This window comes from Amycolatopsis sp. NPDC058986 (assembly GCF_042741125.1).
In the GTDB taxonomy this organism is placed as follows: domain Bacteria; phylum Actinomycetota; class Actinomycetes; order Mycobacteriales; family Pseudonocardiaceae; genus Amycolatopsis.
In genome coordinates this window covers 112,656-126,229 of the sequence record NZ_JBHYJW010000006.1, presented here as the reverse complement: position 1 = coordinate 126,229, position 13,574 = coordinate 112,656, and the positions used below count along the sequence as shown (strand labels likewise).

The following is a 13,574-nucleotide window of genomic DNA, read 5'->3' as shown; positions in this document are numbered from 1 at the left end:
GGTCCCCTGCTCAGCAGCTGCCTCCTTCACCGAAGCTGCTGCACGCGTCCTGCTGGTACGGGGCCGCTCGCCACTCGTCGAACGTCAAGCCCCGCGAAGGATCGTGGGCGACAAAGGTCCATGGCCCGTAGTACTTGTTGTCACGCCACTGGTTTTCCTGGTGGAAGGTGATTGCCTCCGAAATCACCGCGCCCTTGTACGGCGACCACGCCGGGTACGTCCCGTAGTTCGAGAGCACCGCCATCCGCCCGCACAGCGACGAGCATCCCGGGATGGCCGGGTCGAACTCGAAGGTGTTGTCGGACACGACGACCCCCTTCGTCTTCCACCGGCAGTCGCTGTACAACGGTTCCGTGGCGATCCCGGGCTGGACGCAGTCCGAGGCGGATGTCACCAGCCGCGTGCAGGACAGCGTGGACGTGTTGGCCGGGCTGTTGCAGAACCGGTCCGCGTTCTCCCACAGGGTGATCCCGGACCAGTTGTCCGAGAACATGTTGCCGCGGATCTCGATCTTGTCGGTCCTGGCGGGCAGCCGCGGTTCCCCGCCCGACTCACTGATGTACACCGAGGCGACCGGGAACTTGTCACCCCGTTCCGCGCGCCAGCGGCCGCGCGTCCAGGCGTTGCGGTTGAAGGTGTTCCCGCTCAGGACGAGGTTGTACGAGATCTCGTAGAACAGGCCCTCGGCCTCGTTGTCCTCGATCAGGTTGTCCTCGATCAGGAAGTCGTTGTTGTTCGTGTCGGCCCACAGGCCGGCGCCGTGGTTGTGGTGCACCCAGTTGCCGCGGATGTCCGCGCCGTCGACTGCCCAGAACTTCGCGCCCCCACTGCATCCGCAGCCGGGCACCTTCGTCTCCCAGTCGTCGGTGTTGTTCCCGGTGATCTCGTTGCCTTCGACGACCAGATCACGGACGCCGCCGCCCGAGCGGTAGGCGTTGATCCCGTACTGGCCGTTGTTCCGCAGGCAGTTCCCGCGGACCCGCTGCCCGGCGCCCGCCATCATCGCGGCGCCCCGGTTCTCCTCGATGACGTTGCCCTCGATCACCCAGCCCGGCGCCGAATCGTGGTTGACCACACCCTGGTCCGGCGGCGCGACGAAGCCCCGGATGGTCAGCCCCCGGATCACCACGCCGGCGGCCTGCTGGGTGAAGGCCGCCCGGTTGGTCCCACCGCCGTCCAGCACCGCCCCCGGCGCGCCGAGGTAGACGTCGCCGTCCTTCGGGATCACCTGGCCGAACTGGTCCGGCGCCAGGTGATGGGTGCCAGGGCTCAGCCAGAAGGTCGTCCCCGGTGGGCTGCTGCGGGTCCTGGCCGACAGGTCGGTGCCCGGCTCCACCACGTCGGCTCCCTGCGGGGCCTCGGCGACGCCGAACACGCCGTCGCACACCCCACCGGTGGCCGCCGCCGTTCCCGAAACGACCACCTGCGAGACGAGCAGTATCAACACCACGGGCAGGACGCGCGCCTTCATCATGCCTCCGGAACACCGATTCGCCCGCCTGCCCATGGCGGCGGGGAGCCTCTTCGGACAGCGCGCTGCCGACCACACAGGATGGTCCAGGCACCCTCGCCGTTCGCCGGTGCCGAAGGAAAATTCCCTGGCTCGCCTCACGCGTCCCAGAAGTCGCTGCCCGGGTCCCCGTCGTTACACGGTTACGCCGAGTGCCGTCCCGGGTGTCACTCGGGCTGTACGCCAGGCAGCGTACGAACCGCGGCGAGGTATTCGGCGACGAGCGTGCGCACGATTTCGCCCGCGGGCCGGATGTCGTCCACCAGACCGGCGCTTTGCCCGGCTTCGATCTTGCCGTTGTCGACGTCCCCGTCGAAGGCCGCCATTTTCAGGGTGGACTTCCCGAAGCGGAGCCGGCGGTCCTCCACGCTCGCGCCCTCGCGTTCGAGCTTGGTCATGTCGCGGGTGAAAGTGTTGGGCAGCGCCCGGATGACGCCCAGTTCCCGGCCGACCGGCTGGGCGTCGGTGACCGTCGCGGACAGGACCGCCCGCTGGTAGGCGGGGTGGACGTTCGCCTCGGTGCTCGCCAGGAACCGGGTGCCGAACTGCGCCGCCCCTGCCCCGAGCGCGAGTGCTGCGGCCAGCCCGGCGCCGTCGGCGAAGCCGCCCGACGCGATGAGCGGCAGATCCGGTACGGCACGGGCGACCGCCCGGACGATCACCAGTGTCGAGACCAGGTCCGGCGGCGGATGCCCGCCCGCTTCGGCACCGACCACGATCAGGCCGTCCACTCCGGCATCGGCGGCTTTGCGCGCGTGCTCCGGGCTCGCGACGACGTGCAGGCAGACGGTGCCCGCGGCGTGGAACCGGTCGAGATAGCGCCGCGGCCCGCCTTGCGAGGCGATGAGGACCGGGACCCGTTCCGCCAGCAGCAGGTCGATCGTCTCCTCGACGCCCTTGCGGTAGAGCGGGAGGTTGACGGCGAATGGGCGGTCGGTGCCCACGTGCAGGGCACGGACCGCGTCGCGCAGGTCGCCGGGACGCATCGGCCCCGCGGCGAGCACGCCGAGGCCACCGGCGTGGGACACCGCGAGTGGCAGCTCCGGCGAGGACGAGGCCCAGGACATCCCGGCCTGCACGATCGGCAGGTCGATGCCGAGCAGCCGGGTGACGTCGGTTTCGATCGCTGTCATCGGCCGTCCAGGAGCCGTGTGGCGTGTTCGGCCAGCTGGTTCTTCTGGATCTTCGCACTCGCGGTCATCCCGATCCCCTCGAAACCGTCGACGATCCTGAGGTGCCGCGGGACCTTGAACCCCGCCATCTCGCCACGGCACCACTCGATCAGCTCATCGGGCGTCGGAGCAGCGCCGGTGTTGAGGACGACAAAGGCGAATGGGACCTCCACGAGCCGTTCGTCGGGGACGCCGACCACCGCGGCCTGGCGGATCGCCGGATGCCGATGCAGCACCGCCTCGACCTCGGTCGGCGCGACGTTCTCCCCACCGACCCGGATCAGTTCCTTCGCGCGTCCGGTGAACAGCAGCCGCCCGTCGGCACGCAGGACGCCGAGGTCACCGGTGGACAGCCAGCCGCCGGCGTCGAGCACCGCCGCGGTCTGCTCCGGCATCGCGTAGTAACCCCGCATGACGTTCCAGCCGCGGACCAGGATCTCGCCCGGCTGCCCGGGCTCGGCGTCGTCTCCGGTGACGAGATCCCTTACGCGTACGGAAACTCCGGGCTCCGGCGGCATGCTGCCGTCCACCCGCAGGTCCTCGTCCTCCCACCACGCCGACTGCGCGACGTTGGGAGAGGCTTCCGACAACCCGTAGCCGACCACGGCCTCGACGGCGCCCAGTTCGTCGATCACGCGCCGCACCACCGTCGGCGACGCCGCGAGCCAGGCACCGCGGAGGCTGAGCCGGTATCGCTCGCGATCCGGGTGATTGAGCAGCATCAGGGCGATGGTGTCGTTCCCGGCGAAGTGCGTGCATCTCTCGTCGGCCAGCAGGCGCAGCGCCGTTTCGGGGACGAACCTCTCCGCGGTGACCAAAGTGGACAGTTGCTGGATGCAGGCCAGGATCGACAACGTCGTGCCCGCCACGTGGAAGAACGGCCGTCCACTGTAGAACCGGTCGCCCGCGCGCAGCCCGAGCCGGGTGGCCGAGAAGAACGCGTCGGCACACATGTTCCGGTGGGTGAGCAGCACGCCCTTGGGAAACGACGTGGTCCCCGAGGTGTACTGGACGAGCGCGACGTCGTCGGGTTCGGCGCTTGGCTCGACCGGTTTTCCCGTGCCCGCCGCGAACTCGTCCCAGCTCAGTGCTCCCGCGGGCACGTCCTCGCCGATCACGACAATCTGTGCCAGCCGGGGAAGGTTCGGGTCGGGCAGCTCCTTGTCGACAGCGGGGCAGATTTCCCGGAGCATCGTGACGAAGGCGGAGCTGAGCACCTTGTCCGCCACGAACAGCAGCTTGACGTCCGACTGGCGCAGCGTGTATTCCAGTTCCGGCGCCTTGAAGCGGGTGTTCACCGGCACGGTCACCGCGCCCAGCGAAGTGATGGCCAGGAACAGTGCCACCCAGCGAGGCCCGTTGCCGAGGCACAGTCCGATATGGTCACCCCGATCGACACCCGCGTTGTGCAGCGCCGAACGCAGCACCGCGACCTGCTCGGCCAGCTCGGCGTAGGTGACGCGCTCGTGGGCGTTGACGACGGCTTCGACGTCGGGGACCACGGTCGCGGCGCGGCGCAGGGCGGCGTCCGTCGTGAGTGGACAGATGCCCGTCAGGTCCAGTTCTCTCGGGTCCACTGTGGTCACTCTCCGATCCGGTCCGCGAACTCGGCCACGCCCCGCCGCCACCCGCCGTCGGCGAGATTCCGTTCGATCGCGGCGAGCTCGATACGGATCCCGGTGGTCAGCGCCGCCTCCTCGCCGAGATCGACCGACTGCTTGGTCAGGCTCAGCGCGAGCGGCGGCGCCGCCAGGATCGCCTCGACAGTTTCCGTCACCAGTTTCGCCAGTTCACCGGCGGGCGCAAGCCGGGTCACCAGGCCGAGGCTCGCGGCCTCCTCCGCGTCCACCACCCGACCGGTGAACAGCAGTTCCTTCGCGCGCCGTTTGCCGATGACGCGCTGCAGCCGCTGGGTGGCGCCGATCGTGCCCCAGTGCGGTTCGGGGAAGCGGAAGGTCGCGGCCCCCGAGGCGAGGACGAAGTCGCAGCTCATGGCGATCTCGCCGCCGGAACCGACCACCGGGCCGTCCACCACGGCGAACACGGGCTTCCCGCAGCGTTCGATCGTCTCGTAGGCGGCGAACGAGGCGAGCCGCCGCCTGCGAACCCAGGTCTCGTCCTTTCCCTTGCGCTCCTTGAGATCCGCGCCCGCGCAGAAGACCGGGCCGTCGGCCTTGAGCACGACGACGCGGACGTCGTCATCGGCGTCGAGGTCGGCGAAGACCTCCCGCAACGCCGTGCACATCGGGAGATTCAGCGCGTTGCGTGCCTCGGGACGGTTCAGGGTCACCTCGGCGACCCCGGCGTCCTTGCGCACCAGCACCGGGTCCACTTCAGATCACCTCTTCCGCGCGCAGCGTTTCGATTTCCTTTGTGGACAGACCGAGGTAGGCGGCCAGCACCGCGTCGGTGTCGGCACCCAGCCGTGGTGGCACCGCGGGTTCCGGATCTTCGTAGCCGTCGAGCCGCAGCGGGGTGCGCAGCGCGGGAAACCGGCCCTCGGCCGGATGGTCGAAGTGCCCCACCATGCCACGTGCGACGGTGTTCGGGTCTTCGAGCGCCTCACGCACGGAGTTGACCTCGCCGACCGGGACGTCGCGCTCACGCAGCGCACGGGCGAGTTCCGCCCGGGGCCGCTGCGCGAAAGCCGCGCGGAGTGCGCCCAGCACCCGGTCACGCTCCCGGAGACGTCCGGCGTTGGCGGCCAGCTCCGGATCGGCCGCGAGGTCGGCGAGCCCGAGGACCTCGCACAACGGAAGCCAGTGCTGATCGCTCGCGCTGAGGTGGAGCCAATGACCGTCCCGGCACTGGAAAGCCGCCGAAGGCACGCGGCCGGGGTGCTGCGTGCCCTGCCGGACGGGATCCTCGTCGTAGGCGAAGAGCCGCGCCGCGGCCAGCGCCAGCAGGCTCACCTGGACGTCCATCATCGCGACGTCCACATGGGACCCCCGGCCGGTGCCGCCGCGCCCGACGAGTCCGATGAGGACGGCGATCATCGTCCACAGGCCGGAAGCGAGGTCGGAGACCGGGACACCCGCCTTCGCCGGGGGCGTGTCCGGGTGGCCGGTCAGGTGCATGATCCCGGACAGGGCCTGGAAAATCGTGTCGTAACCCTTGCGGTCACGGTACGGCCCGTCCTGGCCGAACCCGGTGTTGGACACGTAGACCAGGCCGGGGTTCACCGCGGACAGTGCTTCGTAGCCGAGCCCCATTTTGTCCAGTGTGCCGGGGAGGAAGTTCTCGACGACGACGTCGGCCTTGGCGGCCAGGTCACGGGCGAGTTCACGCCCGCGTTCGGTCTTGAGATCGAGGGTGATCGAGCGTTTCCCGCGGTTGAACGCGAAGAAGTAAGCGCTTTCGCCCGCGGGCAGGCGGGGTTCCCAGCCGCGGGACTCGTCTCCGCGACCGGGACGTTCCACCTTGAGCACGGTGGCCCCGAGTTCGGCGAGCCCCTGGGTCGCGAAGGGCCCGGCCAGCACCCGGGAGAAATCGAGGATCGTGATGCCGGACAACGGTTTCATCGGCGCTCCCGGAAGCCGCGCATGATCACGTTGACGTCCCGGCCCGCGCGCATCGCCTCGGCGTAGGGCAGATCGGCGACGCGATGGAACAGCGTCTTGGTCGCGGCCATCGCCAGCGGGCTGGACTCGGCCCACCGGCGGGCGATCCGCAGGCCCTCCTCCAGCAGGTCCCCCGGTTCCGCGACGCGGTTGGCGAGCCCCAGATCGAGCATTTCCGGTGCGGTCAGCATCCGGCCGAGGCTGATCAGCTCGAAGGCCAGCTTCGGCCCGAGCTGCCGCTGCAGGCCGGTCATCACGACCGCGGGGACGATGGAGTGCTTCATCTCGGGGTAGCCGAACTTGACGTCGGTGGCCACGACGGTCATGTCGGCGCCGATCGCCAGGCCCGCTCCCCCGCCGACCGCCGCGCCCTGCACCACCGAGACCACCGGGGTCGACAGCTCGCGCAGCAGGGACTGCGTCCGGCTGGTCAGTTCGGCCCGTTCCAGGACGGCGGCCGGGTTGTCCGGCGTCAAATGTCCGAACTCGGAAAGGTCGGCACCGGCGCAGAAACCGCGTCCGCTGCCCGCCAGTACCAGCGCGCGGACCTCCGGGTCGCGGTCGGCTTCGAGCAGCGCGTCGTGCAGCGCTCCGGTGAGCGCCGTGTTGAGCGCGTTGAGTTTTTCGGGACGGTTGAGCCGCAGGACGCGCACCGCCCCGTCGTCCTCGCTGAGCAGTACCTCAGGCATCGAGTTTTTCCTTCCGCCCCTTGGCGATCATGCTGTAGAGCTCGCGGCCCAGCGCCCGCTCACAGAGTTCGGACGCCGCCACGACGCGGTCGGCGTCCAATCCGGTGTCGACGCCCATCGCTTCGAAGAGGGCGACCAGGTCCTCGGTGCAGGCGTTCCCGGTGAGTCCCTGCCCGTAGGCGATCCGGGCGGGATGACCGCCGACGCCGCCGAAGGCCGTGTCGAAGTGACGGCAGCCCGCGTCCAGCGCCGCGACACAGTTGGCGAGCGCGGTCCCGCGCGTGTTGTGCATGTGCGCGACCACGGGCACTTCGACCCCGGCCCGCTCGATCCGCCGGTAGAGATCGGCGACGGTCCTGGGCGTCGCGGCGCCGATGGTGTCCCCCAAAGTGATCAGGCCGGCGCCGAGTTCGGCGAAGCGGACGATGTCGGCGACGACCGAGCCGGGATCAACGGCCCCTTCGAAGGGACAGCCGAACGCGACCGAAACCACCCCGACCACGGTGAACTTCCCCTGCGCGAGCCGAGCCATCTCCGCGACGTTCTCCCACTGGGCCGCCCGGGTGGTCCGCAGGTTGCGTTCGGTGTGTCCCTCGGTCGCCGACACCAGGAAGCTCAGCTCCTCGGCGCCACGACCGGCGTCGAGGTCGGCGATCGCGCGCTGCACGGCCCGCGGGTTGGGGCAGGTCGCCTTGTACGCGACACCGTCGCGCCGGGGAAGACCGGCGAGCACGTCGGAAGCGTCGGCGAACGCGGGCACGTGCCGCGGGTGGCTGTAGCTCGTGGCCTCGATGCGGCGGAACCCCGCCGCGGTGAAGGCGGCGAGCAGCTCTAGCTTGGTTTCCGTGGGCACGAACCCGGCCTCGTGCTGCAGCCCGTCCCGGGCGAAGCACTCGCAGATCGTCACACGGTCTGCCATCGGTCCACCTCCTGAGGATCATTCACCCCAGGACTACCCGAGCAGTGTTGATAATGTCAACACTTAGAGAGACTGCTGACTTTCCAGTGCCTTCGCGAGCTTGCCAAGCTTGTCCAGCGCCGAATCCAGCGCGTCACGCTCGGCAGGCGTCAGGCAGACCAGGAACGCCTCGTTGCGCTCGTTGGCCGCCTCGATCAGCCCCTGATAGAGGGATTTCCCCTTGCGGCTCAGCGACAGCCGCGTGCTGCGCCCGGCGCCGGACTCGCGGACCAGCAGCCCGCGTTCGTCCAGTTTGGCCACCACCCTGCTCATCTGCGCCTTGTCCAGCCCGGCCCGCGCGGCGAGCTTGTTCAGCGTGAGCGGGGAATCCTCGCCCAGCAGGGCCAGCGTGCGCCACTCGCCGAGGCTGACGTCGAAGTCGCGGCGGTACCGGGTCGCGGCGCTGCGGGAGATCGCGTTGGCCACCCGGTGCATCCGGTAGGACAGCAGCTCGGAGATGGAAAGCAGCGTGGTCATCCGGCGATTCTAGGCCACCGGCGGGAGTCGCGGCCCGAAAACCGAGTGTTGACCTTCTCAACACTCGGATCAAGACTCGGGGCGGCACCGGAGGCGCGTGCCTTCCTCTCGATCCCGGAGTAAGACAGTGACGTCGACTTCACAGAGCGACCCCGCCGTTCCCCGCGACCGGCTCTACCGCAAGGTCGCGTGGCGGATCATGCCGTTGCTGCTGGCCTGCTACGTGGTGAGCTTCATCGATCGGACCAACGTCGGGGTGGCACAGGTCCGGCTGAAGGCCGACCTCGGGTTCAGCGAAGGCGTCTACGGTCTGGCCGTCGGGCTGTTCTTCGTCGGCTTCATCCTCTTCGAGGTGCCGAGCAACATGCTGCTCGCGCGGATCGGCGCCAGAAAGACGCTGGTGCGGATCATGGTGTCGTGGGGCGTGGTCACGTTCCTGACCGTCTTCGCGACCACGCCCGCCCTGTTCTACGTGGCCCGCTTCCTGCTGGGCGTCGCCGAAGCCGGGTTCTTCCCCGGCGCGTTGTTCTATCTCGCGCAGTGGTTCCCCTCGGCCCGGCGGACCCGGATGACCGCCCTGTTCTTCCTCGGGGTTCCGCTGTCGGGCATCCTCGGCCCGCCGCTGTCCGGCTGGATCATGCACACCCTCGGCGGCGCGCTCGGCCTGAAGGACTGGCAGTGGCTGTTCGCGCTGGAAGCGCTTCCACCCATCCTGCTCGGCGTGCTGGTCATGCTGTTCTTCCAGGACAAACCGGCACAGGCGCGCTGGCTGAGCGAGCCCGAAAAGCAGGCGATCGCCGACGACCTCGGCGCCGACCAGGACCGCAAACAGACCGGGGCGAAGCACGGCGGGATGCTGCGTGCGCTGCGCGATCCCCGGGTCTACATCCTCGGTCTCGTCTCGTGCGGCTGCTACACCCTCGCCAACGCGGTCTCGTTCTGGACGCCGCTCGTGATCAACAGTTCCGGCGTCGGCAATGTGCTGGACATCGGCCTGCTCGCGGCCATCCCGCCGGTGCTGGGCATGGGCGTCATGCTGCTCATCGGCCGCCACTCCGACCGCACGCTGGAACGGCGATGGCACGCGGCGGGCGCCGAGTTCTTCGCCGCCGCCTGCCTGATCGGCCTGTCGTTCGTGAGCGGCAACCCGTACCTCGTGATCGTGTTGCTGGCCTTGATGACCGCGGCGCACTACTCCGGTCTGACCGTCTTCTATTCGATCCCCTCGATCTACCTCTCCGGCCCGGCCGCGGCGAGCGGCATCGCCATGGTGACGACGATGGGTTCGCTCGCCGCGGCCACCAGCCCGGCGCTGCTGGGCTGGATCAAGACGAGCACCGGCTCCTTGGACCTCGGCCTGCAGATCAGCGCCGGGGTGGTCGTGCTGGGCGGGGTCATCCTCCTGCTCGGCATCCCCGCGTCCGCGCTGCGGGAGAACACCCTCGGCCCGTCCGTCACCGCGCGTTCAGGATCCGGTCGTTGAGCTGCCTGCGGATCGCGTCCACGTCGACGGGCGCGTCCTCCCCCAGTACCTCCATCAGTTCGGCGGCGGCCTGAGCGGCCGCGGCAGAGCGCGGGATCATGACGCTCTCGTAGGCGCGGACGGCGTCATCGAGGTCGGTGTGCGTGGCGATCGCGTCCGCGAGGGCCGTGCCGTCGAGCATGGCGAGATTGGCCCCGACGCCGACCGGCGGCATGAGGTGCGCGGCGTCGCCGAGCAGGGTGATCCCGGGTACGTGCGCCCAGATGTGCCCGACCGGGAGCACATGCAGGGGCCGGTTGGCGAACCCGCCTTCGCTCTCGCGCAGCAGGCCGAGCAGATCGTCGTGCCAGCCGTCGAAGACACGCAGCAGGTACGCGCGCACGGCCTCGGCGTCGCCGAGATCCAGACCAGCGGTGACGTGCCAGTCCACCGGAACCGCCAGATCGGCGTAGACGCGGACGTGACCGCCGCTGTTGCGCTGGGCGATCAATGCCTGGCCGCCTGAACTCGCGACCATGGTCCCGTTCCCGACCAGCCGCGCCAGCGCGGGGTGCCGGGTGTCGACGTCGTCGAGGTACGTCTCGACGAGGGTGTTGCCGGTGTACGCGGGCGTCGCGGCGGAAACCGCCGGACGGATCCGGGACCAGGCGCCATCCGCCCCGACGACCAGATCGAAGTCCTGCGTAGTGCCGTCGGCGAAGAGGAGTCCGGCGGTGCCGTCGCCCAGCGCCTCGACCCCGGTGACGGTGTGTCCCCAGTGGACAGTGCCTTCGGCGAGCGAGTCGAGAAACATGTCCCGCAGCTGGCCGCGGTCGATTTCGGGCGCGTAGTCGTCGGTTTCGGCGGGCTGGTCGTGACGCAGCAGTTCGGTCGTGACCGGGTCGAGTGTGCGCTGCTCCTGGCCTTCGGGCCGGGCCAGCGCGTGGAACCGGTCGAACAGGCCCGCGGCGCGCAGGGCGGCCTGGCCGGTGTCGGCGTGCAGGTCCAGGGTGCCGCCCTGCGAACGGGCGTGCCGTGACGGCTCCCGTTCGAAGACGGTGACGGACCTGCCGTGGAGCTGGAGGCCGCGGGCGCAGGCGAGGCCGCCCAGCCCCGCGCCGACGACGGCGATACGAGTGGTGGTGTCCATGCCCTCAGAAGACCACACTCACTTCAAAAGTGCAATCACTAGCTTTTTGACTTCGCTGCGCGTTGGGTTAGAGTGAGCGGGTGAACGAACCGATCGGCCGCCGGGAGCGGAAGAAGGCCCAGACCCGCCAGGCACTGGCCGACGCCGCGTTGAAGCTGTTCCTCGAGCGCGGCTACGACAACGTCAGCGTCAAGGAGGTCGCCGACGCCGCGGACGTGGCCGTGACCACGTTGTTCAAACACTTCCCCCGCAAGGAAGCCCTGGTCTTCGACCTCGAAGACGACATCGAGGCCGCGCTCGTCGCGGCGGTCCGCGATCGGCCCGCCGGGCAGTCGATCCCGGCCGCCCTGTGCGAGTACTTCCGGCACCGGGCGGCCACGGCCGACGGGAACGCGGAAGTCGCCGCGTTCCTCCGGATGGTGGAGGAAACCCCGGCATTGCTGGAATACAGCCGCCACATGTGGTTACGCCACGAGACCGCGCTGGCACGCGCCATCGCCGAGGACCTCGGCGCGCCCGCGGACGACGTCGTCTGCACGGCACTGGCGCGGTTCGCGCTCGAAGCGGGCGACATCGTCTACCGGCGCCCCAAGCCGGAACGCGACGTCCAGACGATCTTCGCCCTGCTCGAAGACGGCTGGACCGCGACCGTCCCGAAGAGCTGAAGGGGACTTTCGTCTCGTTACATGCGAGGAAAGTCCCCTTCAGCCCACCACTACGCGGCCGCCGACGATGGTCAGTACCGACCGCAGGTTCAGCAGTTCGGAGGCGGAGGCGGTGACGGGATCGGCGTCGAGCACGGCCAGGTCGGCCAGCCGTCCGGGGGCCAGCGTCCCCTTGACGCCGTCGGCGTTCTCCATCCAGGCGGGCCCCGACGTCCACAGGCGCAGCGCCTCTTCCCGGCTCAGCCGGTCGGCGGGCGCCGGGGGTCCGAAGGGGTTGGGGCCGGGAGCGCCGGTGAAGGTGGCGACGCCGCGCCGCCAGTCGGGCTGGGTGACTGGGGCGTCCGAACTGTCTGCAGTGGACACTCCGTGGTCCAGCAGGGCACGCGCCGGGAAGGCCCGTGCCCATTGCGCTTCGCCGACGGTGCGCACCATCGATGGGCCGCTGTAGGTGCGCATGAGCGAGCTGGTGATGACGCCGATTCCGTGCCGTGCCAACCGTTCGTGGACCGCGGGCGAGAGGAACGTGCCGTGGATCAGCACATGTCGTGCCTCCGGCCACGGGTCGGCGGCGGCCGCGGCCTCGATCGCGTCCACCACGGCGTCGGCGGCGCGATCGCCGGTCACGTGCACCTGCGCTTGGACGCGTTTCCGGTGTGCCGCCGCGACGAGCGCGCGCAGTTCGTCCACTCTGGACTCGGTGCTGTCCCCCACGGTGACCAGATCGCCGTGGCTGCCGTCCGGGTAGGGCTGGTGCATCCACGCCGTGCAATGGGTCGGCACGCCGTCGGCGAACAGTTTGATGCCCCCGGCGCGCAACAGGTCGTCACCGCCGAACGACGCGCTTTCCAGTGCACGGCGCAGGCTCGCGGCCGAAGTGATCGGAGAAGGCCAGTCCCAGTGCAGGAGCGCGTTGACCCGCACGGTCAGCCTGCCCGCGGCGTGCAGGTCCTGGTAGTCCCGCCACAGCTCGGGCGTCACGATCGGATCCGTCACGCTGGTGACGCCGAGCCCGTTGAGACGCCGCATCGCGCGGACGATCACGTCGAGCCGCTCTTCCCTGCCGGGCCGTGGAATCAGTCGCGCTACGAGGTCCTGCGCGCTTTCCACGAGCAGCCCGGTCGGTTCGCCGTGCTCGTCGCGCACGATCTCCCCGGCGGGCGGATCCGGTGTGGCGGCGGTGATCCCGGCCCGCCGCAGCGCGGCGCTGTTGACCCACACCGAATGCGACGAGGCGTGGTGGAGCACGGCCGGGCGATCGCCGGTGACCTCGTCCAGCCAGGAACGGGACGGAACCGCGCATCCCGCCGCGAACTCCGCGATGGTCGTCTCCCGCCAGCCGCGGCCGGCAATCCACTCGCCGTCCGGCGCGGTGGCCAGCGCCGAAGCGACCGCGGCCAAGTCACCGGCAGCCGAGAGGTCCACGCAGAACTCCGGACCGCTCAGCGCGTGCCAGGCCAGATGCAGATGCGCGTCGTTGATCCCGGGGACGACCGCTTTCCCTTGCAGCTCAACCACTCGGGCGCCGGAGTTCGCGGCCGCGGACACCGTCTCGTCGTCCCCGACGGCGTGGACGACACCATCGCGGATCAGCACCGCGCTCACGACGCCGGGACCGTCGAAAGTGCGGACGATCCCGCCCCGCAACAGCAGATCGGTCATGACGCGACGCTTCCGGCAAGACCCGCGTCCGGGACGACGGCCTGGTGTTCGGGATGCCAGGCCACCACGACGTCGGCGCCGGGCCGGTGTTCGTGGACCGCACCGGCGGGGAGGATCGCGCACCCCCTGGTGCCGTCGCCGTAGCGGAGCCAGACCCGGCTGTGGGGCCCGAACGAAACCAACACGGTTACCGAACCGCCCGCCCCCCGTTGGACCCCCGGGCACAAGCAAAACACCAAAAAAAAAAACCCATAAGGTCCCCCGAACATCAA

13 protein-coding genes are annotated in these 13,574 nt (G+C 69.8%); 2 read left to right on the top strand and 11 right to left on the bottom strand.

Going from position 1 to position 13,574, the window contains the following annotated elements:
• Positions 1-10: 10 nt before the first annotated feature.
• From ACFW0G_RS08140 to ACFW0G_RS08105, 8 genes are all read right to left on the bottom strand, one after another.
• Positions 11-1,471: a right-handed parallel beta-helix repeat-containing protein gene (locus ACFW0G_RS08140; RefSeq protein ID WP_378324141.1), complete on the bottom strand. Its 1,461-nt coding sequence runs from the start codon at positions 1,469-1,471 to the stop codon at positions 11-13.
• A gap of 206 nt (positions 1,472-1,677) precedes the next feature.
• Complete coding sequence (locus ACFW0G_RS08135) at positions 1,678-2,643, bottom strand: NAD(P)H-dependent flavin oxidoreductase (protein ID WP_378324140.1); 966 nt, start codon at positions 2,641-2,643, stop codon at positions 1,678-1,680.
• Positions 2,640-4,268, bottom strand: a complete 1,629-nt coding sequence (locus ACFW0G_RS08130) for an AMP-binding protein (RefSeq protein ID WP_378324139.1) — start codon at positions 4,266-4,268, stop codon at positions 2,640-2,642. Before ACFW0G_RS08130 ends, ACFW0G_RS08135 begins: the two co-directional genes overlap by 4 nt.
• A complete protein-coding gene (locus ACFW0G_RS08125; protein ID WP_378324138.1) occupies positions 4,265-5,014 on the bottom strand; it encodes an enoyl-CoA hydratase/isomerase family protein in 750 nt (249 codons plus the stop codon). Before ACFW0G_RS08125 ends, ACFW0G_RS08130 begins: the two co-directional genes overlap by 4 nt.
• 1 nt (position 5,015) lies before the next feature.
• Positions 5,016-6,203 carry a CaiB/BaiF CoA transferase family protein gene (locus ACFW0G_RS08120; protein ID WP_378324137.1) on the bottom strand — a complete coding sequence of 396 codons (1,188 nt, stop codon included), beginning with the start codon at positions 6,201-6,203 and terminating at the stop codon, positions 5,016-5,018.
• On the bottom strand, positions 6,200-6,931 hold the full coding sequence (locus ACFW0G_RS08115) for an enoyl-CoA hydratase/isomerase family protein (RefSeq protein ID WP_378324136.1): 732 nt from the start codon (positions 6,929-6,931) through the stop codon (positions 6,200-6,202). The genes ACFW0G_RS08120 and ACFW0G_RS08115 overlap by 4 nt, the downstream gene beginning before the upstream one ends.
• Positions 6,924-7,850 (bottom strand): hydroxymethylglutaryl-CoA lyase, encoded by a 927-nt coding sequence (locus ACFW0G_RS08110; protein WP_378324135.1) that lies wholly within the window; start codon positions 7,848-7,850, stop codon positions 6,924-6,926. The genes ACFW0G_RS08115 and ACFW0G_RS08110 overlap by 8 nt, the downstream gene beginning before the upstream one ends.
• A 63-nt stretch (positions 7,851-7,913) precedes the next feature.
• Entirely contained in the window at positions 7,914-8,366 is a 453-nt protein-coding gene (locus ACFW0G_RS08105; protein WP_378324134.1) for a MarR family winged helix-turn-helix transcriptional regulator, read from the bottom strand.
• Positions 8,367-8,493: 127 nt separating this feature from the next.
• On the opposite strand from ACFW0G_RS08105, the gene ACFW0G_RS08100 reads away from it, so the two are divergent.
• Positions 8,494-9,849, top strand: coding sequence for an MFS transporter (locus tag ACFW0G_RS08100; RefSeq protein WP_378324133.1), 1,356 nt, complete (start codon positions 8,494-8,496; stop codon positions 9,847-9,849).
• Here the strand turns inward: ACFW0G_RS08100 and ACFW0G_RS08095 are convergent.
• Positions 9,821-10,978 carry an FAD-dependent oxidoreductase gene (locus tag ACFW0G_RS08095; RefSeq protein WP_378324131.1) on the bottom strand — a complete coding sequence of 386 codons (1,158 nt, stop codon included), beginning with the start codon at positions 10,976-10,978 and terminating at the stop codon, positions 9,821-9,823. The two genes, ACFW0G_RS08100 and ACFW0G_RS08095, sit on opposite strands and share 29 nt — an antisense overlap.
• A gap of 80 nt (positions 10,979-11,058) precedes the next feature.
• On the opposite strand from ACFW0G_RS08095, the gene ACFW0G_RS08090 reads away from it, so the two are divergent.
• Positions 11,059-11,643, top strand: coding sequence for a TetR/AcrR family transcriptional regulator (locus tag ACFW0G_RS08090; protein ID WP_378324130.1), 585 nt, complete (start codon positions 11,059-11,061; stop codon positions 11,641-11,643).
• Between the two features lie 39 nt (positions 11,644-11,682).
• Here the strand turns inward: ACFW0G_RS08090 and ACFW0G_RS08085 are convergent, their stop codons facing one another.
• The gene (locus ACFW0G_RS08085) at positions 11,683-13,302 is read right to left on the bottom strand and encodes an amidohydrolase (protein ID WP_378324129.1); all 1,620 of its coding nucleotides are present in this window, start codon (positions 13,300-13,302) and stop codon (positions 11,683-11,685) included.
• Complete coding sequence (locus tag ACFW0G_RS08080; protein WP_378324270.1) at positions 13,299-13,571, bottom strand: TOBE domain-containing protein; 273 nt, start codon at positions 13,569-13,571, stop codon at positions 13,299-13,301. Before ACFW0G_RS08080 ends, ACFW0G_RS08085 begins: the two co-directional genes overlap by 4 nt.
• Positions 13,572-13,574: the final 3 nt, after the last annotated feature.

Coding starts and splice junctions, on each gene's coding strand:
- ACFW0G_RS08140 (WP_378324141.1), bottom strand. CDS start 1,471: ATGAAGGCGCGCGTCCTGCCCGTGGTGTTGATACTGCTCGTCTCGCAG.
- ACFW0G_RS08135 (WP_378324140.1), bottom strand. CDS start 2,643: ATGACAGCGATCGAAACCGACGTCACCCGGCTGCTCGGCATCGACCTG.
- ACFW0G_RS08120 (WP_378324137.1), bottom strand. CDS start 6,203: ATGAAACCGTTGTCCGGCATCACGATCCTCGATTTCTCCCGGGTGCTG.
- ACFW0G_RS08115 (WP_378324136.1), bottom strand. CDS start 6,931: ATGCCTGAGGTACTGCTCAGCGAGGACGACGGGGCGGTGCGCGTCCTG.
- ACFW0G_RS08110 (WP_378324135.1), bottom strand. CDS start 7,850: ATGGCAGACCGTGTGACGATCTGCGAGTGCTTCGCCCGGGACGGGCTG.
- ACFW0G_RS08105 (WP_378324134.1), bottom strand. CDS start 8,366: ATGACCACGCTGCTTTCCATCTCCGAGCTGCTGTCCTACCGGATGCAC.
- ACFW0G_RS08095 (WP_378324131.1), bottom strand. CDS start 10,978: ATGGACACCACCACTCGTATCGCCGTCGTCGGCGCGGGGCTGGGCGGC.
- ACFW0G_RS08085 (WP_378324129.1), bottom strand. CDS start 13,302: ATGACCGATCTGCTGTTGCGGGGCGGGATCGTCCGCACTTTCGACGGT.
- ACFW0G_RS08080 (WP_378324270.1), bottom strand. CDS start 13,571: ATGTTCGGGGGACCTTATGGGTTTTTTTTTTTGGTGTTTTGCTTGTGC.